The organism is Candidatus Pantoea edessiphila (genome assembly GCF_002933315.1).
GTDB lineage: Bacteria > Pseudomonadota > Gammaproteobacteria > Enterobacterales > Enterobacteriaceae > Pantoea_C.
The window spans coordinates 39,345-65,920 of sequence record NZ_PDKT01000004.1; the positions used below are offsets into that span (position 1 = coordinate 39,345).

The window sequence follows — 26,576 nt, forward strand, 5'->3', positions numbered from 1 at the left end:
TATTTTTTAAATCATATTTAAAATAGTATAAAAATATATATTTTATATAATTTATGATGATTGGAAATAGTGATGACTATAAATAAAAAAAACAAAATAAAAAATAACTTCATGTTAAATAAAAATGTAATTTATACAAAAAAAAGGAATCGTAATATATTAAAAGTAATACCACGTAATATTCATCGTGAAATTATTGGTTTATCTTTTCCAAAAATGCCATTTTTAGGTAATGATATTTGGACTTTATATGAATTATCTTGGTTAAATAGTAAGGGATTACCACAGATTAGCATAGGAAAAGTAATCTTTAATGCTGATAGTAAAAATATTATAGAATCAAAAAGTTTAAAATTATATCTGCATAGCTTTAATAAAATGAAATTCGATAATTGGAGTGATATTCGTCAGATTTTAGAATATGATTTAAGTATTTGTACTGAAAGTAAAGTTTATGTCTCATTATTTCGTTTAAATGAAATAAAGGTACAGTCTATAAATCACTTTAATGGTTATTGCATTGATGAACAAGATATAGAAATTAAAGATTATTGCATAAATTCTAATTATTTATGTGGTGCAGCGAGTAATAAAATGGTAAAAGAGACTTTAGTTAGTCACTTATTCAAATCAAATTGTCCAATTACCAATCAACCAGACTGGGCGTCAATTATGATTTCTTATAAAGGATTGAGTATAAATTATGAGGCAATTTTACGTTATTTAATTTCTTTTCGTAATCATAACGAATTCCATGAGCAATGTGTTGAAAGAATATTTAATGATATATCATATTTTTGTTATCCAGAAGAATTAACTGTTTATGCAAGATATACTCGTCGAGGAGGTATAGATATCAATCCTTGGCGTAGTAATATACCTTTTGCGCCAACATGTTTACGTTTAGTACGTCAATAATATATTAAATCAAAATTAATTTATATAATAACTGGACTAGTATAAATTAAAAATATAATAGATGATAGTAGTATATTTACATTTAAATATCAATTAATAATATTTAAATGTAAATAGTTATTTTTAAATAAAATATATATTATCATCAAATTTTTTAAGATTTTATATTGCCATCACTAATTAATTAAAAAAATAAATAAAAATATTTGTATTTAAAATATCTAAAAGATTTGCAATAAAATTTAATAATAAGTATAATACTATTTATCGCGGGGTGGAGCAGTTTGGTAGCTCGTCGGGCTCATAACCCGAAGGTCGCTGGTTCAAATCCAGCTCCCGCAACCATTTCTTTGATATTTAAAATTACTAACTATTTATATAAATATATAAATATGATCCTTGTCATTAATGGTTTCAAATCTTTTTTTTAAAATAACTATAAACATGTGTAATATCATTTGCTCTTGTTTTCATTGTTATCTTTTCTACTAAATTTTAGCAAATAGTACTTAAAACCATTTCTGTTTTAATTGTAATTACATTTAATAAAAAAGGTTATATGTGAAGAAAAGCAGTAATGCATTGGTTCGTAGTTTTCGACATGCTGTACCATATATAAACACACATAGAGGCAAAATATTTATTATTATGCTGAGTGGCCAATCAATTGCTCATAATAATTTTTATAATATTATTAACGATATCGGTTTAATTCATAGCTTAGGAATTCGTTTAGTATTAGTTTATGGCGCAAGTCCACAAATAGATAAATACTTATTAGAATACAATATTAAATCAATCTATCATAAATTTAATCGTATTACTGATAAAAAATCGCTTGAAATTATAAAACAAGTCGCCGGTCGTCTTCAATTGGATATTACCTCTTTATTATCTATGTCTCTAAATAATACACCTTTACAAGGAGCAAATATAAATGTTGTCAGCGGCAACTTTATTACCGCTCAACCATTGGGTATAGATGATGGAGTTGATTATTGTCATGCTGGTAAAATTCGTCGTATTGACATAAAAGCAATTCATTATCAACTAAATAATAATGCTATTGTTTTATTAGGACCTATAGGAGTTTCTGTAACTGGAGAAAGTTTTAATTTAAATTCAGAAGAAATAGCTACACAATTAGCTATTAAACTTAAAGCAGAAAAAATAATAGGCTTTTGTTCTGGAAAAGGAGTTATTGATAATAAAGGTAATATTATTTCTGAATTATTTCCAAAAAATGCTCAATTATATATAGATAAGATAGAAAGTAAAAATAATTATTTATCAGAAATTACACTTTTTCTCCGAGCTGCAATTACAGCTTGCCGTAGTGGAGTATATCGATGTCATTTAATTAGTTATCAAGATGATGGTGCTTTATTACAAGAATTATTTTCACGTGATGGTGTTGGTACACAGATAGTTATGGAATCAGCAGAACAGATAAGAAAAGCTAATATAAATGATATTGGTGGAATTCTAGATTTAATTCATCCTCTTGAACAACAAGGTATTTTAGTTAGGAGATCTCGGGAACAATTAGAAATAGAAGTTGATAAATTTACAATAATTAAAAGGGATAATTTAACTATTGCTTGTGTAGCGCTATATCCTTTTATAAATGAAAAAATAGGTGAAATGGCTTGTTTAGCAGTGCATCCTGATTATCGTAATTCATCGCGTGGTGATGTGTTATTACAAAATATATCAATTCAGGCTCGTAAAATAGGATTAAAAAAAATATTTGTTCTAACCACTAGAAGTATTCATTGGTTTCAAGAACGTGGTTTTAAACCAGTAAGTATTGAATACTTACCAAAAATTAAGAAAGAAATGTATAATTATCAAAGAAAATCGAAAGTACTTATGATAGATTTAAATAATTGAATTTATTCTTTGTAAATGTAAAAAAATTTTTTATGGTTTTTTGCCAATAAACTGGTCTAATTTTTCAATTAAATGTCTATTAGGTAGTACATTCATGATACCATTATTGGAGTTTTCATTAATATTCCTTAAAAATAAATAAAACACACCTCCAAAATATCTTTCATAACTATAGTTTTTAACTCTTAATTTAAGATAACGATGAAATGCTAATGTACACAATTGATATTGTAAGTGAAAACTTTTATTTTTTAAAGAACATATATTACGACAATAATAATTTTTTAATCTATCTATTTTGTAATATAATAAATAATATTTATTTTTCCACATAAATACTAAATCTATATAACCTCGAATAATTCCTTTTACTTCATTACAACTAAATTGATTTTCTTGTATAAATAATATGTTTTTACTATCAAGGAGTACACTCAAATCTGATATTACTGAAGTATTTCTAATGGGAATAAAAAATTTCATATCTTCTACATAATTGATATTTTTAATAGCTATTAAATTAAGTCCTTTTGAATCCAATTTTTTATATAATATTATTTTCAGCCATTTATATATGGGTTTTAATAGATTTAAAGAATATCCATTTATATTTAATTGATATTTTAACCATTCTTTTTGGTTTAACTTATTAAAATCTATTGATTTAAGTAAGTCAATTATAAATTTATTAAATTTTAAGGTATATGGAAACTCATTATTTGTTAATGACAAATCTTTTTTAGATGATATATCAAAAATATTCATATCATTTTTATTTTCAATATTCAAATAATTTGTAATCAACCAACTATCATATAAAATACGATTAATTTTAAGAATATTTAATGCAGTATTAATTTTTACTTGTTTTTGTGATTTATTATTTTTATTTTGTTTTTCATTAATATCTATATAATTTATATCTATGCCATTTAGTTTGTTAATGCAATTTTTTAATGTTTGTAAGTTAATATTTTTATTACATTGCAATAAGTAACCAAGTACGCTTTTATATAAATTATTGGAGTTTTCTTTTTTATTTGAATTTTTTATAAAAGTTGCAATACCAATACTACAGTGATAAACAGCTCTAGTAACTGCTACATAAAAAAGACGTAATTCTTCACTAAATCTTTCTTTATTTATTTTTATTAAATTGTTAACATTTGAATTACACGATAAAATATTGTCCTTATAATAAGGCATATTACTATATTCACCAAAACCTGTAGCAAAAGGTATCCATACTAATGGATACTCTAAACCTTTTGATTTATGTATGGTGATAATACGTATAACATTTAGATCCTCTAAACGTATTTGTTGATCAATAATTTGATTATCTTGTTTAAGAATTTGTTTTGAAAAAAAATTTAAAAGATCATTGGGACCAATTAATGATGTGTATTCTACTTGTAGTAGTTCCCCAATGTGCATCAAATTTGTCAATCTACGCTTACCATTTTTTGAAGCTAAAATATTTACTGCTATACTATCTTTTGATAGGATAGTACGTAACATAGTTAATATGCCATATTTTTGCCATATTTCTTTCCATTTTGAAAACTTATCTATTAAATTTATTTTCTTACTGTTATCACTTGTTATTGTATCAATATCTTTTGAATTAATTGAAAAAATAGAAGTTGCTAGTGCAGTACGTAATAATTTTAGTTTTGTTGGATAGTGTATTGCTTTTAGCAAATATAATAATTCACGTGCTTCAACAGTATTATAAACACTATCAGTATCAGATAAATAAACTGATGAAATATAAAATGCATTAAGTGCATTACGTATTAAATTTGCCTCACTACGATTACGAACTAGTATAGTTATATCAGAAGCTTGTAGTATGTGAAATTCATCATATCTTCTTAAAAAAGCTTGTTGTTGTTTGCTAGCTATCAACCAATTATTTATTTCAATAGCACATTGCTTTGCCATATCGTATTTGTAATCAATTAGACTAATTCTATCTCTAGGATGTACCCAAAAACGTAAAGAAGGATAATTTTTTTTATTAAAAATAAATTTTAATTGTTTGTTGTTAATGGCCGATTTAATCGGTATAAAGGGAATTTCTGGATATATAAAAGGTAAATTTGTTTGCGAAAAGAGACAATTTACGCTTTCAATCATTTCCGATGATGAACGCCAATTTGTTTGTAAAGTATAGATATCATTAATTTCATAACGCATATTAAGATAAGTGGATATATCTGCACCACGAAATGAATAAATAGCTTGCTTAGGATCACCAATAATTATTATTGCTTGATTAGGTTGATTTATATATATTTTATGAAAAATGCGATATTGTTGTGGATCTATATCTTGAAATTCGTCAATTAATAACACTGGAAAATTATTTCTAATATTCTCAGCTAAATAATCACCATTCGGCTGTTTTAAAGCCTTATCCAAATAATATAATAAATCATCAAAACTTAGTAATCCTTGTAGATATTTTTCTTTATTTATAGAATCAGTAATTTCAATTATTGCTTGTTTGATGAAAGTATCTCTTAAAGACAAATGTTTAACTAAAAATTTTTCTATTTCCTCAAATAATTTAAATGTATTAATTACACCTGTTTGATGTATCTCAATTACAGAATATCTGAATCTGGTAAGTTCTTTTGGTATTTGATAATCTAAAGTTTCACTTTTAGACCATGTTGTTATTTTATTAATCCAATTTGTTAAGTTTTTATTACTATAAATACGTTTATTAATTTTCATAGAATTAATAATTTGAAATATATCTTTATGAAACATTATCCACATATTTTTTATTGAAATAATATCAGATATATTTTTAACATGTTTTAGTTCTAAATTTTCGTTAAAACAAGATGAAAAATCAATAAATTGCATTTTTTTTTGAAATAAAGGATATAAAGTGGATATGAAATCCTCGGCACTATTCCATTCATTTGAAATGATACGCGCTACATCTAATGACATTAAAAAACAACGACGATGCCAAAAATCCAATGTAATTTTTTTAAATAAAGTATATTCATCAGATAATATTTTGTTTTGAAATAATATATTTAATTCATAATTAAAAAACTTTAGTACCTTTCTACAAAAACCGTGTATTGTATATATAGCCGCATTGCATATATTATTTTCTGCAAATAATAATATTTCAATAGCTTGATTAATGTCATCAATTTGTTCAATTAATAATTGATGCATAGGATTATCGCTTCTTCCTCGTATACAACTTAAACGTAACTGACGTATATCATTAAGTATACGATTGCGTAGCTCAATTGTAGCAATTTCAGTAAAAGTTACTACTAAAATTTCTTCAATAGATAAAATTTTGTAATATGCATTTTCATTTTTTAATCCTAATATTAATCTTAAATATAATAAACTAATTGTAAAAGTTTTACCTGTACCTGCTGAAGCTTCAATTAATTTGCTACCTTGAAGTGGAATTGTTATAGGATTCAATGGATTGATATTTATTTTATTCATTGAATATTGCTTATTCCTTTAATTAATGTTTTTATAGTAAATAATATGTACTATAAATAGAGATAATCTTAAAAAAATAATATAAATTAAATATTTAATTAATATTTCATTTTTTTATTAGCTATAAGAACTGGCAAATACCAGCGTTTTGCAGCTTTAATAATTTGATTGATTTTTGTATCATCCAAAATATTATATAAACGTTGTAAATAAGGATCTGTATTTTCTCCTCTTGATATTTTATATTGTCCATTCCAAGCTGCTACTAAACGATTGTTTGCTTTCATAATAGTATGATGATCAGTAATTAATTTTTTATCTCTTTGGTCATAACAACACATTAACCAAGCATTTCCGCTTTTTTTTAACAATGGTATAGGTTGGCTCATTCCATGAATATAACCATTGATATAATTATTTAAAAGATTAATAGCTTTATTTTGAGATAAATTATCGAAACACCAATAACTTTTAGATAAACCAAACATCTTACTAGTACCAGAACCACCTACTGCACAATATATTAGATGTTCTATCCAAAATAACAATCCTTCTCTAATAGTAAGAACATTTGGATGCCAACGTAATAAACCATTTTCTTGTATTGTTGTTAACCAACCTGTTAATGTTGATTTATGAAATTTTAATTGAATTTTACAATGTTTATTATTTCTAATATTGTTAACTACATTTATTGCTATTTCTTGCATTTTCTGTTTTTGAGATAACCAAAATAATTCTGAAAAAACACCTGGAGGTAAATTACCTATTTTTTTATGAAACATATACATATCATTAATAAACCCAACATCATTTTCTATTAATGCGTTAAGTAATTTAGATTTAATTCGCAATAATTGTAAATTATCGCAATGGTAATATTTATTTTTTATTGAAAGTTGTTGTATAGGAAAATATATATTTAACCTATTATTAAACCAAGCACGTACTGGATGACTCCAAAAATGTAATAATTCTTTTATATTTATAAAAGGTATTTTATGAACATTTAATATACTAATAAAACTAGGTTGTACCTTGCCTGTTTTTTGTACTACTGATAGCCATTCTATAGCAAAACTTTGTTTATTATAATTTAATTGGCAATTTTCTTGAGAAAATGGTGCTATACTATGGTATTGTAATAAATGATTTTTGATATTTTTATGACTTTCATTGATTTCAGTATCTTCATCTCCTTTTAGATAGAAATTTTGTCCAATATATTCTATTAATTCTGTAATTAAATTAGATGGATGACATTCTGTATTGTCATGTATAGATTTACCAATGTAACTTATATATATTTTATTTTGAGCAGCAATTATGGTATCAAGAAACAAATAACGGTCTTCGTCAAGGAGATTATAATCTCCTTGACGTGGTTGTTTATACATTAAATTTAGTTCATGAAGATTTGATTTTCTTGGATATAAATCATTATTCATGCCTAATAAACATATCACTTTAAAAGGAAAGGAACGCATAGCCATTAAATTACAAAAATTAATTTTTCCAGCGAGAAAAAATTGGCTAATACGATGTTGAGCAAGGCGATCATAAAAAATATTTTTTATTAATTTTATTGATAACTTACGAAAAAATATATTTATACCGGACTTTATCATTTTACTCCAATAATCTTCTAATAGAAATAAAATTATTTTAGATTCATTGTTTATATTAAAAAAATCTTTAATTATATTTCCGCATATGGGTAACCAATCTTTCAGTAAATAAGATTTTTGTAAAATTATATTCCATTTATTTAATTTCATTATAATTTTACTTAAATTTAATAACAAATTATCTAGTATATTTTCTATTTCTTTTTTTTGTAACATATCTGGAAAAAAATTATTTTTATTTTTATATATATAGACCAATAAATTAGCTTTTAACTCACAGATTATAACTTCATTTTCTTTGTTTTTTAACAATATTTTTAATTCATTTAATTTTTCGTAACAATATGTATTATCAATCAAATTTTGTAATAAAATCAATTGATTACAGTCAATCAAAAAATGATTTGCTAAACACTTTAAATCTAATAACGCCAGTATATCTTCAATAGTAGAACAATTATCATCAATCGCTAAAAGTTTAAAAAAAACAATAATAATCGAATGTTCTTTACTCAAAGAATTATCTGAAATTGTAAAAGGTAAATCTAAATTATCTGATATATGAGAAAATGTTGATTTAATAAATGGTATGTAAGTATCAATATTAGTGGTCATCACTAAAATATCGCTTGGTTTAAGCTCTAAATCAGCATTCATTAATCTTATCAAATAATCTTTTAATGCTTCAACTTCTCGCTGAATACTATAACAAATATTAATTGAAATAGATTTATCATGAATATCAATACAGCGTTTTTTGATATTGCATTTAGGTTTTTTATAAATTAACTCAATAGGAACACTATTTTTTAAATGAAGAATATCATTTTGAATATTATGTAGTAAACTATCTTCATTAATATCAATAAAAGCTTCTATTTGGTTATTAGGTTCTAATTGATTTAAAATTAATAAATTATCGGAACCTAGTTTACCCCATGATACTAAAAGTGAATTACTAAGATGACTATCATATTCTTCTTTAAAATATTCTGATGTGTATTTATTAGATTGATCTTGAATATCTCCCCAATAACTACGGCAAGGGTTAAAAAAAAATAAGTGAATATCAATATAATTACTAATCGTATTTAAAACTTGTAAATGATATGGAGGAAAGGAAGATATACCAAAAATAAATAGACGTGACGGTAGAAATGCTAGTACTCTTTTATCTTGATGTATTTTTTGAATAAAAACAGAGTAAAAGTTATCTAAGTTAGATTTAGATGATTCTGAGTAATTTCCATAATTAAATATTAAATCTCTCCAAATTGCAGCTTGCCACAATTGTTTATCTCCAATATTCTTAATTAATTTGCCAGATTCCCAAATATCAAGCCAATCTGGCCTGTAAATCAAATATTTTTCAAAAATATTTGCAATATTTAAGCTAAATTCAAATAAATTCTTTTCATGTTGGCAATTATCAAGATAATTTGAAATAAAATTAAATTTATTATCTTTTAAAATTATTGGCATACGAGAAATAATCATCCAACAAACAATATTTTTATCAAAAAATTTATTAATAGAAATATTTGGTTTTATTTTATAAATTATATCCCATATAAAATCAGCAAATATGTAAAATTTAATATTTGCAGCAATATCTAAATCTGAGGCTATTCCTATTTTTAACCACCTTGCCATATCTAAATTATTTACAATTATTAAATCTGTTTCAAGAGGATTATCGTTAGCATTATAATTTATTACTGAGTTTAATAAAGTTTTAAGAACATCAAGTTGATTAGAATGATATATATAAAACATGAAATTCCTGATTGTTATTTACTTTAGTACAACATTAAAATTTATTGCATTGTTACAATGTAAATATTAATTTTAATTTAAAAATATACATATTCGAATAATTATATTTCGAAGTAAAAAATAAAAATATTAGATATCTAAAATTTTTATTTTATATTAAGTTATGTATTTTTTTCAAATTTTACTGTACTAAAAAATATTAAATAGCTATGGGAGCTTTAATTATTGGATAAGGATAATAACCTTTAATTTCAAAATCATTAATATTATAGTTAAATATTTTATTTGGTTTCCTTTTTATAATTAAATTAGGCATTACACGTGGTATACGAGTTAATTGTAAATTAGCTTGATTTAAGTGATTTTTATATAAATGAACATCACCACCACTCCAAATAAATTCCCCTACTTTTAGACAACATTGTTGTGCTATCATGTGAACTAACAAAGCATAACTTGCAATATTAAAAGGTAAACCTAGAAAAACATCACAAGAACGTTGATATAATTGACAAGATAATTTATTATTTACCACATAAAATTGAAATAAAACATGGCAAGGTGGTAATGCCATATCACTTAAATCACCCACATTCCAAGATGAAACAACAAGACGACGGGAATGTGGATTAAACTTTAATTGATTAATAACTTGTTTAATTTGATCAATCTTGCCTTTTTTTGTATTCCAGTTACGCCATTGTTTCCCATAAATTGGACCTAAATCTCCTTTCTGATCAGCCCACTCATTCCAAATAGAGACATTGTTTTTATTTAAATATCCTATATTAGTATCTCCTTTAAGAAACCATAATAATTCATGTACTATTGAACTAAAATGACACCTTTTAGTAGTAATTAACGGAAAACCACTATTTAAATCAAAACGCATTTGATAACCAAAAATAGAAATAGTGCCAACACCAGTACGATCAGGTTTTAATGTTCCTTTATTTAAAATATATTTCATTAGTTTCAAATACTGTTGCATTTATTTAATTCTTACGCTTTAACCCAGAATTAGACCAAATAATAATTATTATACCTATTACCACCATTGGTAAAGATAACATCTGTCCCATACTAATTTTATCATAAAATAGTCCTAGTTGAATATCTGGTTGACGAAAAAATTCTACTAAAATACGAAATGCACCATAACATAATAAAAATAAACCAGATGTACTTCCTATAGGTCTATTTTTTTGAATAAATATATTTAGTATAAAAAATAAAACTACACCTTCAAGAATAAACTCATATAATTGAGAAAAATGACGTGGTAAGCCACCATAAGTTTTTAATAATGAATAATATTCCAAATGATCCATTGAAAATATTAAATCTTCTTGATATGCATTAGGAAATAATACTGTTATTGGAAAATTTGGATCCACTCTACCCCATAATTCACCATTAATCAAATTACCTAAACGACCTGCACCTAATCCAAATGGAATTAATGGAGCTATAAAATCTGATATTTTAAAAAAATTGAGTTTATTTTTATGAGCAAAGAAAGAGATTGTCAAAATAACACCTATTAATCCTCCATGAAAAGACATTCCACCATCCCAAATTTTAATCAAATATATGGGTTGTCTTATAAGTAATGGCAAATTGTAGAATAACATGTAACCTATTCTACCGCCTATTACTGCACCAAAGAAACAGTAATATATTAAATTTTCTATTTCTGTTATTTTCCAATTGTTATTATTATTTATACGACGCTTAGCTAACCATAAAGCAAATATCAATCCTATTAGATACATCAAACCATACCAACGAAAAGAAATCGGACCAATAGAAAAAATAATAGGATCAATTTTAGGTAGAATTATACATTTTGTATTCATTTTAGACTTAAATAAAATAGTAAATAAAATATGTTATATGATATAGTCTCTTTTTACTAATTTATATAATATTTTTAGATATTTTATTAAACTAAAAATGCTTAATAATTTATATATTTAATATTAGTAATATAAATTCTATGATTTTTATACATTTGAAATGTACATTATTTTAGCAAAACATCTATGTTATGCATGTTTCACTATTATAATATTATATAATTAATCATGTAAGATAATTCTTTCATAATTTTAAGATGTATTTTATTTATATATAGTTGATTTTAAAAAAATACTAAATAATTAATTTTTATTATTTTTTTATTTATAAGCTGATATAATGATATTAAATTAATAAAATGTTAATTTAATATCTAATCTAATAATTAATTGATTCTATAATTTATTTATAACTATTTAAATTTACATCATGAGATATTTACCAAATACACCAAAAAATATAATTACTTTATTAGCAAGAGCTCATGCTTTAGCAGGGTTTACAATAGAAAATCTAGCATATAATGCTGGTTTGTTAGTTCCTGACAATTTAAAAAATAATAAAGGCTGGATAGGGAAATTAATAGAACTTTATTTAGGTGCAAATTCAAAAAATAAAGCACAACAAGATTTTATTAATCTTGGAATAGAATTAAAAACTATACCAATAGATTCATTTGGTCATCCTATACAAAATACTTTTATTTGCACAGCTTCGATTAATAATATTGCTGTCAATTGGGAAGATAGTAATATTTATAATAAATTATCAAATATATTGTGGATTCCCATAGAAGGAACAGTCAGTATTCCTTTAAAAATACGTAAAATTGGTAAGCCTTTGCTGTGGAGTCCTAACATAAAAGAAAAAATAATGTTACGTAAAGATTGGGAAGAAATTATAGATATGATTGTTTTTGGTAAAATGAGATATGTTACTACATATCAAGGAACATTATTACAGATAAAAACTAAAAATAATAATAAAATGTTAATTAAAAATATTGATAGTAAAATCAGAAATATTTTAAGTACAACTAGATCTTTTTACTTAAAAAGATCTTTTACAAAAATAATAATGTCGAGTCATCATATTATATGATAATTACTATTATTCTTAATAATGTATTTTTTTTTAAATTAACTCTAAAGATAACAAATCCTGAATAGTTTGAGCTTTGCGAATTTCCCTATATTGACCATTTTCAAATAGTACTTCTGGAATTAAAGGACGACTATTATAATTAGAAGACATGGATGCACCATATGCACCAGAATCATGAAATACTAAATAATCTCCTACTTGTGCTGAAGGAATAACACGCGTTTGTAATATAGATCCTTCTGATTGCGTGAATATATCGCCAGATTCACATAACGGTCCAGCTATTACACTATTAGTTGTATTTTTCTCATCTATAAGACGATTATCCTGAGTCATTAGAGATATATGATGATAACAACCATACATTGACGGACGTATTAAATCATTAAAACCAGCATTAACTAAAATAAAATGTTTATTGCCCATATTTTTTATTGCACGTATTTGAGCTACTAATACACCTGATTCAGCAACCAAAAAACGACCAGGTTCAATTTCTAATTGAACTGAGTGACCTAAATAATTGGAAATATATTCCCTAGTTTTATTCCAAATATAAAAATAACGATCAGTATCAATTTTTTTTTCACCATAATGATAAGGAACGGGCAGTCCTCCACCTGCAGAAATACTTTCTAAGTCGTGGTTTAATTCCATCACTATACGAATCATTGAGTTACACACTAACTTTAAGTGATCATAATTTACTCCAGAACCTATATGTATATGAATACCTAATAGACGTAATTGATACTGCCTGATTAATGATAACGCTAAAAATAAATGTTCATACCAAATGCCATGTTTACTGTTTTCCCCTCCAGTGTTTGTTTTCTGATTAAAACCATGACCAAAACCAGGATTTACACGTAACCAAATTTCATGTCTAGGAGATATAGAACCAAGTTGTTTTAACATATCAATGGATCCAACATTCACCTGTAATTTCAATTCAACAATACGTTTCAATGTAATTTCATCTAATATATCTGAAGTGAATATTATATCATCATTATGAATTTTATATCCAGCTACTAATGCTCGTTCTATTTCGCCTAAAGAAACCGAATCAACTTTAACACCTTCTGAACGCATTAAACTTAAAATATGAATATTTGAATTAGCTTTTTGGGCAAAACGTATAATATCAAAATTACGTAACTGGGCAATACGAGATCTTATAATTTGAGCATCGTAAGCCCAAAAAGGACTTTTGTAACGATGTGCTAATGGCAATAAATTATTATAATTAAGTGCAGTATCTAGATTATTTAAAGGATTTGGCATAATTAATCTCCTGTACATTTAAAATGTTAAATATGAATAATACTTGCCTAAAAGACCAAATTAGTATCAGTGAAATATAATTTTTCTATAATATATCATTATATAAATCTGATGGTTTATTGTTTTGGTCGAAGTGTAGGAAATAATATAACATCTCGAATGTTATGAGTATTAGTAAATAACATAGTAATACGGTCAATACCCAAGCCTAATCCAGCAGTAGGCGGTAGACCGTATTCTAAAGCTGTAATGTAATCTTGATCATAAAATATTGATGAACTATCGTTATTATTTTTATTTATAAATTGTTCCATAAATATTTTTGCTTGATCTTCTGGATCATTAAGTTCTGAAAAACCATTGCAAATCTCATAACTATTAATAAACAATTCAAATCTATCAGCTATTTCAGAATTTATGTCATTTCGACGTGCAAGAGGAGAAACTTCTGATGGGTATTCAGTAATGAAAGTAGGTTGAATTAGATGTGGTACAACATATTTTTCAAATATTTCATTTGTTATACTACCTATGCCCCAATTATTTTCAATTTTAATATCTAGTAATTTAGCAATTGTCTTTATTTCTTCATAATTGTTTAAATTATTTATATTTATTTCAGAACAATATTTCTTTATTGCATTATGCATAGTCAATATTTCAAATGGTTTACCAAAATCAAATTGCACTTTACCGTAAGAAATAGTAGTGTCTCCAATAATATTAATAGCAATTAAACGAAATAAATTTTCTATTAATTTAATTAGATCTTTATAATCAGAATAAGCCATATATAGTTCCATCATAGTGAATTCTGGATTATGACGTGCTGATATTCCTTCATTACGAAAGTTTCTATTTATCTCAAATACACGTTCAAATCCTCCTATGACTAATCGTTTTAAATATAATTCTGGTGCAACACGCAAATACATATCGATATTTAATGTGTTATGATGAGTAACAAATGGACGAGCTATTGCACCTCCTGGAATAGTCTGCATCATAGGAGTCTCTACTTCTATGAAATTAGATTCAAACATGAATTTACGAATAACATTTATTATTTGAGAACGTATCTTAAATATATTAAAAGATCTATTATTTACAATTAAATCTAAGTAACGTTGACGATAACGCGACTCTGTATTGTTAAGACCATGAAATTTATCTGGTAAAGGACGTAGTGATTTAGTTAACAAATAAATCTTAAAACAATTAATGGATAACTCTCCAGTTTTTGTTTTGAATAATTTACCGCTAGCACCAATAATATCGCCAATATCCCATCTTTTAAAATTATTGTTATAAATATCATAAGATATATTTTGACAATTTATATATAATTGAATACGACCACCAAAATCTTGTAGGGTAACAAAAGAAGCTTTACCTAATATACGACGTGTAATCATGCGACCAGCAACACTTATTTCAATATTTAACAGATCTAGCTCTTTACTCATGCTACTATCATATTTACGATGTAAGTCATCGGAAATGAAATTACGTCTAAAATTATTAGGAAAAGCTATACCATTATTACGTAATATTTTTAATTTTTCTCTACGTAATTTTATTTCATCATGATGATTGCTATTCGATTTAAACTTACTTTTATAAACATATTTTTTTTTCTCATCCATATTTGCTTCCTATAAACCTAATTTTAAACTTTCTTTTATAAATGGATCTAAATTACCATTTAATACTTCTTGTATATTACGCATTTCTATACCAGTTCTTAAATCTTTAATACGAGAATCATCAAGTATATAAGAACGAATTTGGCTACCCCAACTTATGCAAGATTTATTATCTTCCAAAGATTTTTTTTCATCGTTTTTCTTTTTTATTTCAATTTCATATAATTTTGCTTTCATTTGTTTAATTGCTTGTTCTTTATTTTTATGCTGAGAACGATTATTTTGACATTGAGTTACAATACCAGTAGGAATGTGAGTAATACGCACAGCTGATTCCGTACGATTAACATGTTGACCACCAGCACCTGATGCTCTATATACATCAATACGCAAATCTGATATATTAATGTCAATATTGATATAATTATTTATTTCAGGATAAACAAAAACTGAACTAAAAGAAGTATGTCGACGATGACCTGAATCGAAAGGACTTTTGCGTACTAATCTATGAATTCCCGTTTCTGTACGTAACCATCCGAAAGCATAATTTCCAGATACATGAATTGTAGCAGATTTTATTCCAGTTATTTCCCCTGGGGATTCTTCAATTATTTGAGTTTTTAATCCCTTATATTCTAACCAACGCAAATACATACGCATTAACATAGTTGTCCAATCTTGGGATTCTATTCCTCCAGAACCAGATTGAAGATCAATATAACAATCACATTGATCATTTTCACCGGAAAACATACTATTAAACTCTAATTTTTTTAAATCGTTTTCAATAATTTTTAATTCTATTATGATTTCTTTAATTTCTTTATAATCATTAATATTGATAATTAATTCAAATAAATCTTGAATATCATTTAATTTCACTGAAATTTGATCTAAATCTCTAATAATCATTGTTAGAAAAGATCTTTCTTTACTTAATTTTTGTGCACGTTTATGATCATTCCAAACATTTGATTTTTCTAATTCAATATTGATTTCGTTAATTCTATCTTTCTTATTATTATAATCAAACATACCTCCTAACTTGATTATTTCGTTCATTAAGATCACTAATGATATTACTTACTAATTGTATTTCAGTCATAAATCAATACCTCTTAATATTTAAAATTAAAAATTTAGAATTTTAACATACTTATGTAAGACTTATAATTATATTTAGGTCATAATTAATTTTTTATGAAAAAAAACAATTAAAATTATTTATTATGTAAACAATATAACAATTTTACAATAAAATTTAGTATTGCATCAATTTATAGGCCATAAACATTCAATTAATAATTGAACAAAATGTTTATTACTATATTTATTGATATCTAATCTGTATACTAATTCAACTTTATTGATATTTTTGTTTGGCCAACTTTTTGTATCTACATTAAATAATATCCCATTAATTAATGGACCGTTATTAACAATCCTTAATAAAACATGTAGATGTTTTTTATTTATTAAACGTTGTTGAATTAATTCAAATTTACCATCAAAAGTAGGTTCAGGAAAAGATGACCCCCATGGTCCTGCTTCACGTAATAAATTTACTGTTTTAACAGAAAAATCAGAAGGTTCCAGAGATCCATCTGACCAGACAATATCTGAAATTATATTATCTTTAAATGATTTTTGTACTATATTTGAAAAATGCTGACTAAATTCTTCATAATGTGATTCTTTAATAGATAAACCAGCAGCCATAGCGTGACCACCGAATTTTATAATTAACTGTGGTTGCAGCAAGTTTAGATGTGCAAGTATATTTCTTAAATGAAAATTTTCAATAGAGCGACCAGAACCTTTTAAAATACCATCTCCTATACCAGTAGGTGCAAATGCAATTACTGGACGATGAAAACGTTCTTTTAAACGTGATGCTACAATACCAACTATTCCTTGATGCCATTTGGGATGATATACAGTAAGACCTAAAGGTAAGTTATTATCTTTTTGTTGTAGTGTATTACATAATTTTAATGCATCATTTTGCATAACTTTTTCAATTTTTTTACGATTTTGATTTAATTTGTCTAATTCATTAGCTAAAATACGTGCTTGCATTAAATTATCAGTTAATAATAATGCAACTCCAATTGACATGTCATTTAATCTTCCTGCTGCATTAAGACGAGGTCCTAATACATAACTAATATCATCTGTAGAAAGATCTTTTCTATTACATTTAGATTTTTCTAAAAGAGCTGTAATACCTGGACGACACATCCCAGAACGAATACGTTTTAATCCTTGCCATACTAAAATTCTATTATTTATATCAAGAGGAACTACATCAACAATAGTGCCAATAGCAACTAGATCTAATAAAATAGCTAAATTTGGTTCAACAATGTTTTGTTGCTTAAACCATTTTTTATCCCGCAAATAAGTTCTTAAAGCGATCATTAAATAAAAAGCAACACCTACCCCTGCTAATGAACATAATTGAGAAGAACAATTTGAAATATTAGGGTTAATAATCACTGAAGCATCAGGAAGGTTTTCAGGAGGCAGGTGATGATCAGTAATTATTACAGGTATACCATAGTTTCTTGCACATTTTATCCCTTCATGAGATGAAATACCATTATCTACAGTAAGTATCATTTCAGCACCTATCATATATAAATGTTTTACCATTTTTTCACTTAAACCATATCCATCTTCAAACCGATTTGGTATTAGATATTGTATATTTTTACTACCCATACTTTTTAGAGCTAATACTGTTAATGCAGTACTGGTTGCACCATCGGCATCAAAATCTCCTACTACTATGATTTTGCGATCTTTTGTTAACATGTTATATAATATCAAAACTGCTTTATCAATTCCAGATAATGATCTAAATGAAGATAAATATTTTGTACTACGTTCCAAGTGTTCTGGATAACATAATCCACGATTTAAATAAAGACGTTTTATTAATGGTGCTAAATCTGTTGGTAAACTATCTTTAACGGTGATTTTACGCCTACGTAATTCAATTTTATAATTTAACACTTTTTATTCACTATATTTAAAAAATTTTTATTAAATAAAATATCCATAATGTTTTTATAAAAAACTATTATTTAAATATTGTTTATATAATTATTTATATTCATAATGCTATTTTTAATAACATTAATAAATTATTAAAAATAGAATGTTAAGATATTTACTTTGATGATTATTAACTTATTTTATTAATATCTCTTAATCATACCATATCATTATTAAATTTTAGTAAAAATATCTAATTTATATTGATATTTCAAGAAAGTACTTGTATTAGTTTTAATGTCTTATTTAATAAATAATATTATTACAGAAATAATATAAATAAAATATTAAATTTTTTAAATTAACAGTATAAATATTTTTGATTGAATAATATAATTGATAAATTATTACAATCAAGGAATATATTAAAAAATATTAAGGTTAACTACTAAGATGTTTATAAAAAAACCTGTAGAATCTAAATATCTAACATCAACTTTAATGTATCTTGATGATTGGATATCTGTTTCAATATCTGGTCGTGATACAATTAAATATTTACAAAGTCAGTTAACGTTAGATTTAACAAGTATCAATGAAAATCAGCATTATATGGCAGCACATTGTAATTCTTTTGGAAAAATGTTAAGTAATTTACGTCTTTTTTATTTTGGTAAAACACTCACATATATCATACGTAAAGAATTACTTAAATTTCAATTAACAGAACTTAAAAAATATGCAATATTTTCAGAAATAAAATTTTCATACGGTGATAAATTATTGTTAGGTTTTGCCGGATATAAATCAGAAAAAATATTAAAACATGTATTTGAAAAAGTTCCTAATCATAAGATACCCGTAGTACAAAATAATGATACTGCTATTTTATGGTTTAAAAATCCGATTGAACGTTTCTTGATAGTTACTAATTCTAATAAAATTAACGTTCTGAAAAAACATTTAATGTGTTATCAAACGCAATTTAGTGATAATCAACAATGGTTAGCATTAGATATTGAATCTGGTATTCCTATAATAGATATAAAAAATAGTGGTAAATTTATACCACAAGCAACCAATTTACATATGTTAAATGCTATTAGTTTCAATAAAGGTTGTTATATAGGACAGGAAACAATAGCTCGTGCTAAATATCTTGGAATTAATAAATATAGGTTGTGTTGGTTAACAGGACAATGTAAAAATTTACCTTCAGCAAATGATCAATTGGAAATTAAAGCTAATAATATCTGGCGATGTACTGGTAAAGTTTTAGCTTCAGTAAAACTAGATAATAACTTAAGTTGGATACAAGCAGTATTAGATAAAAATGTTCATGTTGGTAATGTTTTGCGAGCTCAACAAGATAATACTGGATATTTAAAGATTAAATCTTTACCTTATTTATTAGAATATACTAAATAGTATTTTTAAATATTAATTTTCCTTAAAATAAAATTTACTTTATCAAATATATTAATTTATTTTTTTTAGTTTCATTATATCTTCAATTAATTCAATTTCTTTCACTGCACCATTAGTAAAACATTCATTACCCGTCTCAGTAATAAGAATATTATCTTCTATGCGAATACCAATACCACGATATTCAATAGGTACATTTGCATATGGTGAGATATATAATCCTGGTTCTACTGTTAGCACCATATTTGGTTGTAATATTTGATTTTTCATTGATTTACCGTATCTACTAACATCGTGAACATCAAGACCTAACCAATGACTTAAATTATGCATAAAAAATTGTTGATATGTACCTTCACTAATTAATTCATCTACTTTTCCTTTTAATATTCCTATTTTAACCAAATTATTTACAATAATATTTATTACAACATTATTCACTTCATCAATAATAATACCAGGTTTTAGCATTAATAATGCAGATTTTAATGCAGTTAATACAATATTATATAACTCTCGTTGTTGTTTATTAAATTTTCCATTTACTGGAAAAGTACGAGTAATATCACTAGCATATTCTTTAAAACTGCATCCAGCATCAACTAATACTAAGTCTCCATCACACATTTTATTTTTATTTTTTGTATAATGTAAAATACAAGCATTATTTCCGGAACCAACAATAGTATTGTAAGATGGAAATTTGACTCCATGATAACTAAATTCATGGTGAATCTCTCCTTCTAATTGATATTCAAACATATTAGCATGACATGCTTTCATTGCTCTAGTATGTGCTAATGCACTTATTTTACCAGCAATACGCAATAATTCAATTTCTTCTGGTCCTTTAAATAAACGCATCTCGTGCACTAATGGACGCCAATCAATAATAGTACTAGGAATAATTGAACTATGCGATTTATCATTGCGAATATTATTAAGTGCATCAAAAACTAATGTATCAGCTTCAACATATTCTCCCCATGCATAATATATTGTATTTAAACCAATTAAAAACCTATAAATATTTTCATTTATAACATTCCATGGCAAAGCATAATCAACATCTATTTTAGTTAAAGCAGAATCTTGACCTAAATTACTGCCAAACCAAATTTCATTATCAGGATCTTTTGGTTTATTAAATAATATTTTCTGAGTAAATTTGTCATCTTTTTTTACTATAATAAATAATGCATTTGGTTCATTAAAACCAGTAAAATACCAAAAATCTTTATTTTGACGAAATTGGTATTCATTTTGCCTTTTAATATTTTCCGGTGTTGCAAATATTAATATGGCACTTTTAGCAACCATTTTTGATATAAGTATATCACGACGTTTCTTTAGTATGTTTACTGAAATCATAATATATAAGTCTCTAAGCGATACGTATTTCAGTTATATTTATAATTAAAATAATATTTTTATAAAAATTTAATATTTAATAAATAATAATATATTATTATAACTTTCATTAAAAAAATATAAGAAATTATTTAATCAAAAATATATTATTTTGCAAATAAATTTTACAATTAAATAACTTTATTGATAATGTGAAGTTTTTAAAAGATATCTTTAATATTTTTTATAGAAATGGAAATTAATATGTTCGAAGATAAATTGTTAAAGCGTAAGTATATTAGAAAACAAATGCGTTATTTAAGACGTTCAATTACAGAACAACAAAAAAAAAATCAGCCAATCAAATAACGGAACATTTAATGAATTATCATCCAGTGATAAAAGCTAAAAACATATCTTTTTTTTTATCAGTAGATGGTGAAATAGATAGTAGCCTCGCAATTAATAATTTCTGGAAACAAAAAAAAATGGTTTTTCTTCCAGTATTAGATCCTAATATTTCTGGCCATCTATTATTTATAGAATATAAATCACAAACTAATTTAGTCTTAAATAAATTTAAAATTTTAGAACCTGAGATAAATATATATAAATCAATATCACTTAATAAAATTGATATTATGTTAGTCCCACTAGTAGCTTTTGATATTAAAGGTAATCGTTTAGGTCTAGGAGGTGGTTTTTATGATCGCACCTTGAACAACTGGAAAAGGAATAATTTTTTACCTATTGGAATAGCATATGATTTTCAATTAGTAAATAATTTGCCAAATGAAAAATGGGATATACCATTACCTGTTATAATAACACCCTCAAAAATATGGCAGTGGTAATATAATAATATTTTATTGTTTAAGATAACAAACGAGTTCTAATAGTTCCTTGAATAGAGCAAATTAATTCTAAAGTTTTTTTCAATACCTTTTTATTAGCATTAACATCTATTACTACATATCCTATAGATGGAGAAGTTTGAAGATATTGCGACGAAATGTTAATATTTTCGTTTGCAAAAATTTGATTTATATCTTTCATTATTCCTGGACGGTTTTCATGTATATGAATAAAGCGACTATCATTGTTTTTATGTACTGGAAGCGTTACTTCTGGAAAATTTACTACTGATAATGTAGAACCATTATCAAAATATTTTATTAATTTACTGCTAACTTCTATTCCAATATTTTCCTGTGCTTCTTCTGTAGAACCACCAATATAAAGAGTAAGAATAACATTATTAAATTTACTAAAAGAAGAAACAAAAGAAATATTATTTTTTTGGTTCATAAGGAAATACATCAAGAGCTGCACGAGATATCTTTTTATTTAGTATAGCATCATATAGTGCAGTAAGATCGACTACACTGCCACGGGAAGTATTAATTAATAATGCTGTTGGTTTCATATAAGAAATTTCTTTTAGGCTAATCATATTATAAGTAGATGTTGTTTCTGGTACATGTAGACTTAATATGTCACTTATTTTAATTAATTCATATATATTACTAACTTGAATGGCATTACCTACAGGAAGTTTATTCTGAATATCATAAAAAAAACATGCATACCTAAAGATTCAGCTAATATAACTAATTGCATTCCAATATGACCATAACCAATAATTCCAATGTTTTTACCACGCGCCTCAAAAGAATTTTTTGTAATTTTGTTCCAAATATTACAATGCATTTTTGCATTTGCTTTAGGAACTCCACGCAACATTATCAACATTTCACCGATTACCAATTCTGCAACAGAGCTGGTATTAGAAAATGGTGCATTAAAAATAGGAATACCTCTTATAGTCGCATGATGTAAGTGCACTTGGTTAGTACCTATACAAAAACAACCAATAGCTAATAATTTTTTTGATATTTAAAAAATATCTTCATTAACTTGAGATCTAGATCTAATTCCAATAAAATGAGTATTACTCAAAGAAGTTTTTAACTTTTTAACATTAAGTGCAGTATCATAAAATTCAATATTAGAATATCCAGCAGAATGTAAATTATTTACTGTATTTTGATATATATTTTCTAATAATAAAAATTTAATGTGATCTTTTTTCATAGTACATATTATTTAAAATTTTTATAAAAAATAAAACTAATATTAATTTTATGTTAAAAATGGTAAGTATTGCAGTAAATAAATTATCTTTCTGATAAAATAATTTCGCATATTTTAAACGATTATTTTACAATAATGTCAATGCCATTGTAATTACCAACCAATAAAATATCTGCCCTACGAGATGCAAAAATTCCAACAGTGACAACCCCAGGTATAGAATTAATATATTGTTCCAATAAAATAGGATTTGAAATAAGTAGATTATGTATATCTAAAATAATATTTCCGTTTTCAGTTATAACATTTTGACGATATTTTGCAATACCACCTATTTTCTCTAACTCATAAGTCACAAAATTACGAGCTATAGGAATAACTTCAATAGGTAATGGAAACGTTCCAAGTGTTTTTACTTTTTTAGAAATATCTATAATACATATAAATTTATCTGCCACTGATGCTATAATTTTTTCATGTGTCAAGGCTGCACCGCCACCTTTAATCATACACATTTGACTGTCAATTTCATCTGCGCTGTCAATATAAATTGGTAAGTAATCAATTTCATTTAAATCTAAGATATTTATTCCAATTTTTCTTAATTTTTTTGTTGATTGTTTTGAGCTAGAAACAACACCTTTAATTTGATGTTTGATAGAACCCAATGCATTTATCAAATACCCAATGGTTGATCCAGTACCGATTCCAATAACACTATTAGTTTTTATAAAATCAATAGCAGCCTGACTAACAGCTTTCTTTAAGCTATTCTGATTCATGATGTATTTAAAAATCCAATAAATGATAAAATTTAATACTTACCTAAAGTAAATCGAATGTATTACTATTTAATATATTTAACAATCATTATAAAACTTTAATTTATGTACCGAATGAATTTAAAAATAATAATTATTAAAATATATTCAAGATATCAATATAAAATATTTGTATATTTTATAAAAATTACACATCAATTAATTTTAACATGAAATTATTAATAATATTAAGACTCGATATTAATTTTTAGTGTTTTTTAAAAAAAGAACACTAATTTTTTTAGAATCTAATACTGATTTAAAATTTTTTAATAAATCCCAATAAACATTTTGTAAATCACTAGTTTTACACCAACATCTAACGATGAAATTAATAGATGATGTATTAATTTCATTTAAACCAATTTGAATTTCTTTATCTTTTATTACTCGTTTATCTATTTCAATAACATTTTTTAGTAGTTGAATAACTTCGTCTACATTCGCTTCGTATGCTACTGTAATAACAAATTCATTACATCTAAATTGTTCTCTTGAAAAATTAATAATAACACTACTTATTATTTTACTGTTAGGTAAAATAATAATCTTACCATCTGCACTTTTTAATGTAGTAGAAAAAACTTGAATATTTATAATATTACCTGCTATTCCTCCTATATCGACAAATTCTCCAGAACGCACTGGATAAAATGTTATTAATAAAATACCCGCAGCTAAATTAGATAATGAACCTTGTAAAGCTAAACCTATGGCTAAACTAGCAGCACCTAGCACAGTGATTATCGATGTAGCTTGTATACCAATTCGACTTAGTGCTGCACTAATAGCACAAGCAATAATACCATATCTTGTTAGGCCAGCAATAAAATCTGCAACAGTTATTTCAATATTACGTATTAATAATATATGTCTAATTCCGTTTGATAGAATACGAGAAATTAATACTCCAACTATAATTATTGCCATAGCTGCAATTGCATTAAAAACATTAATATAAATAATGATTTGATTGTTTGAAATCCAATTGTTTAAATCATTGATTTTATTAAGTATATATGAATTTATCATAATTGAAATATATTCATTCTAAAAATAGAAAATTAATTTAATAATAATTATCTTATAATAATACAACATACTCATGTATAGTAATCAGCTATAATATCAAAAAAATATATAAATATATTTAATAGATTTAAAATATATTAATAGAGTTAAGTTTTTTAAAGTAATTTTCTAAACAAGAATTTAATGATAATTGAGTATGTCGTAACCATATTCTTGGATCATAATATTTTTTATTAGGTAAGTTTATTCCTTTCGGATTACCTAATTGGTTTTGAAGATAGTCAATATTATTTTTATAGTATTGAAGAATACCTTTCCATGTTGCCCATTGAACATCTGTATCTATATTCATTTTAACTACACCATAATTTATGGATTCTCTTATTTCTTTATCTGATGAACCAGAACCGCCATGAAAAACAAAATCTATTGTATTACCAGGTAAACCGTGTTTTTTAGAAATTAATTTTTGAGAATCGTATAATATAGTTGGCTTTAATTGAATATTTCCTTTTTTATAAACACCATGAACATTACCGAATGATGCAGCAATAATGAATTTATCACTAATACAACTTAATTTTTCATATGCATAATTTACATCTTCGGGGTTTGTATAAAGTTCGGCAATACATATATTGCTATTATCAACTCCATCCTCTTCACCACCAGTGCAACCTAATTCAATTTCTAAAATCATGTTGATTTTTGACATTTTTATTAAATAATTACTACAAATTTCAATATTTTTTTTTAATGGTTTTTTTGAAAGATCAATCATATGAGAAGAAAATAATGGTTTACCAGTGTTTGAATAATGTTGTTTACCAGCTTCTATTAATCCATCTATCCAAGGCAATAAATTTTCTGTGCAATGATCAGTGTGTAAAATAACTGGTACTTCGTATTTTTCTGCCATAAAATGCACATAATTAGCTGCAGCAATAGCTCCCCAAATTGCTTTGTTTTGTGATTTATTAGTTATTAAACCTTTACCAGAAAAAAATTCTGCACCATTATTAGAAATTTGAATAATAACAGGAGATCTAACATTAGATGCAACTTCCAAAACAGCATTTATAGAATCAGTATTAATACAGTTTATTGCTGGTAAAGCAAATTTATTTTTTTTTGCAAATTTGAAGATCTTTTTTATATCATCACCTTTAACAACACCAGAACTGACAAAATCTAAAATTTTAGACATTAGTGCACCCTATGATAATAATACTTACTATTTT

17 protein-coding genes, 1 tRNA gene and 1 pseudogene are annotated in these 26,576 nt (G+C 25.1%); 6 read left to right on the forward strand and 13 right to left on the reverse strand.

The window, feature by feature from the left end; all coding sequences use genetic code 11:
- The first annotated feature begins 72 nt into the window (after window positions 1-72).
- From queF to argA, 3 genes are all read left to right on the forward strand, one after another.
- A complete protein-coding gene (gene queF / locus CRV12_RS03040) occupies window positions 73-918 on the forward strand; it encodes an NADPH-dependent 7-cyano-7-deazaguanine reductase QueF (protein ID WP_136131171.1) in 846 nt (281 codons plus the stop codon).
- A gap of 268 nt (window positions 919-1,186) precedes the next feature.
- Window positions 1,187-1,263: transfer RNA gene (locus tag CRV12_RS03045), tRNA-Met, on the forward strand.
- A 216-nt stretch (window positions 1,264-1,479) separates the two neighbouring features.
- Window positions 1,480-2,811, forward strand: a complete 1,332-nt coding sequence (argA, locus tag CRV12_RS03050; protein WP_136131172.1) for an amino-acid N-acetyltransferase — start codon at window positions 1,480-1,482, stop codon at window positions 2,809-2,811.
- A 30-nt stretch (window positions 2,812-2,841) separates the two neighbouring features.
- Here argA and recB read toward each other — a convergent pair whose 3' ends face one another.
- The 4 genes from recB to lgt all read right to left on the reverse strand — a co-directional run bounded on the left by recB (window position 2,842) and on the right by lgt (window position 11,569).
- Window positions 2,842-6,306, reverse strand: a complete 3,465-nt coding sequence (gene recB, locus CRV12_RS03055; RefSeq protein ID WP_136131173.1) for an exodeoxyribonuclease V subunit beta — start codon at window positions 6,304-6,306, stop codon at window positions 2,842-2,844.
- Between the two features lie 98 nt (window positions 6,307-6,404).
- Window positions 6,405-9,710, reverse strand: coding sequence for an exodeoxyribonuclease V subunit gamma (gene recC, locus CRV12_RS03060; protein ID WP_136131174.1), 3,306 nt, complete (start codon window positions 9,708-9,710; stop codon window positions 6,405-6,407).
- A gap of 199 nt (window positions 9,711-9,909) precedes the next feature.
- On the reverse strand, window positions 9,910-10,701 hold the full coding sequence (gene thyA / locus CRV12_RS03065; protein WP_136131175.1) for a thymidylate synthase: 792 nt from the start codon (window positions 10,699-10,701) through the stop codon (window positions 9,910-9,912).
- A gap of 4 nt (window positions 10,702-10,705) precedes the next feature.
- Complete coding sequence (lgt, locus tag CRV12_RS03070) at window positions 10,706-11,569, reverse strand: prolipoprotein diacylglyceryl transferase (RefSeq protein WP_136131176.1); 864 nt, start codon at window positions 11,567-11,569, stop codon at window positions 10,706-10,708.
- Window positions 11,570-11,999: 430 nt separating this feature from the next.
- Here lgt and mutH point away from each other — a divergent pair, with 430 nt between their 5' ends.
- Window positions 12,000-12,671: a DNA mismatch repair endonuclease MutH gene (mutH, locus tag CRV12_RS03075; protein WP_136131177.1), complete on the forward strand. Its 672-nt coding sequence runs from the start codon at window positions 12,000-12,002 to the stop codon at window positions 12,669-12,671.
- Window positions 12,672-12,704: 33 nt separating this feature from the next.
- Here the strand turns inward: mutH and lysA are convergent, their stop codons facing one another.
- From lysA to recJ, 4 genes are all read right to left on the reverse strand, one after another.
- Window positions 12,705-13,961: a diaminopimelate decarboxylase gene (gene lysA, locus CRV12_RS03080; RefSeq protein WP_136131178.1), complete on the reverse strand. Its 1,257-nt coding sequence runs from the start codon at window positions 13,959-13,961 to the stop codon at window positions 12,705-12,707.
- 116 nt (window positions 13,962-14,077) lie between these two features.
- Window positions 14,078-15,607 carry a lysine--tRNA ligase gene (gene lysS / locus CRV12_RS03085; RefSeq protein WP_136131179.1) on the reverse strand — a complete coding sequence of 510 codons (1,530 nt, stop codon included), beginning with the start codon at window positions 15,605-15,607 and terminating at the stop codon, window positions 14,078-14,080.
- A 9-nt stretch (window positions 15,608-15,616) separates the two neighbouring features.
- Window positions 15,617-16,715, reverse strand: a protein-coding gene (prfB, locus tag CRV12_RS03090; RefSeq protein WP_136131180.1) for a peptide chain release factor 2 whose coding sequence is annotated in 2 segments (ribosomal slippage) — window positions 15,617-16,639 and window positions 16,641-16,715 — 1,098 coding nt in all. Because the reading frame shifts where the segments join, the coding sequence is not laid out codon by codon here.
- A gap of 167 nt (window positions 16,716-16,882) precedes the next feature.
- A complete protein-coding gene (gene recJ / locus CRV12_RS03095; RefSeq protein WP_136131181.1) occupies window positions 16,883-18,628 on the reverse strand; it encodes a single-stranded-DNA-specific exonuclease RecJ in 1,746 nt (581 codons plus the stop codon).
- A 435-nt stretch (window positions 18,629-19,063) separates the two neighbouring features.
- Here recJ and ygfZ point away from each other — a divergent pair, with 435 nt between their 5' ends.
- Window positions 19,064-20,038 carry a tRNA-modifying protein YgfZ gene (gene ygfZ, locus CRV12_RS03100; RefSeq protein WP_136131182.1) on the forward strand — a complete coding sequence of 325 codons (975 nt, stop codon included), beginning with the start codon at window positions 19,064-19,066 and terminating at the stop codon, window positions 20,036-20,038.
- 51 nt (window positions 20,039-20,089) lie between these two features.
- On the opposite strand, the gene pepP is transcribed toward ygfZ, so the two are convergent.
- A complete protein-coding gene (gene pepP / locus CRV12_RS03105; RefSeq protein WP_136131183.1) occupies window positions 20,090-21,409 on the reverse strand; it encodes a Xaa-Pro aminopeptidase in 1,320 nt (439 codons plus the stop codon).
- 359 nt (window positions 21,410-21,768) lie between these two features.
- Here pepP and CRV12_RS03110 point away from each other — a divergent pair, with 359 nt between their 5' ends.
- Window positions 21,769-22,242 (forward strand): 5-formyltetrahydrofolate cyclo-ligase, encoded by a 474-nt coding sequence (locus tag CRV12_RS03110; protein ID WP_337250216.1) that lies wholly within the window; start codon window positions 21,769-21,771, stop codon window positions 22,240-22,242.
- 19 nt (window positions 22,243-22,261) lie between these two features.
- Here CRV12_RS03110 and serA read toward each other — a convergent pair.
- The 4 genes and pseudogenes from serA to fbaA all read right to left on the reverse strand — a co-directional run bounded on the left by serA (window position 22,262) and on the right by fbaA (window position 26,542).
- A pseudogene (gene serA, locus CRV12_RS03880) lies at window positions 22,262-23,482 on the reverse strand (phosphoglycerate dehydrogenase).
- Window positions 23,483-23,604: 122 nt separating this feature from the next.
- Window positions 23,605-24,264: a ribose-5-phosphate isomerase RpiA gene (gene rpiA, locus CRV12_RS03120; RefSeq protein ID WP_136131184.1), complete on the reverse strand. Its 660-nt coding sequence runs from the start codon at window positions 24,262-24,264 to the stop codon at window positions 23,605-23,607.
- 240 nt (window positions 24,265-24,504) lie between these two features.
- Window positions 24,505-25,335: a small-conductance mechanosensitive channel MscS gene (mscS, locus tag CRV12_RS03125; RefSeq protein ID WP_136131185.1), complete on the reverse strand. Its 831-nt coding sequence runs from the start codon at window positions 25,333-25,335 to the stop codon at window positions 24,505-24,507.
- Window positions 25,336-25,462: 127 nt separating this feature from the next.
- Window positions 25,463-26,542 carry a class II fructose-bisphosphate aldolase gene (fbaA, locus tag CRV12_RS03130; RefSeq protein WP_136131186.1) on the reverse strand — a complete coding sequence of 360 codons (1,080 nt, stop codon included), beginning with the start codon at window positions 26,540-26,542 and terminating at the stop codon, window positions 25,463-25,465.
- Between the last annotated feature and the right edge of the window lie 34 nt (window positions 26,543-26,576).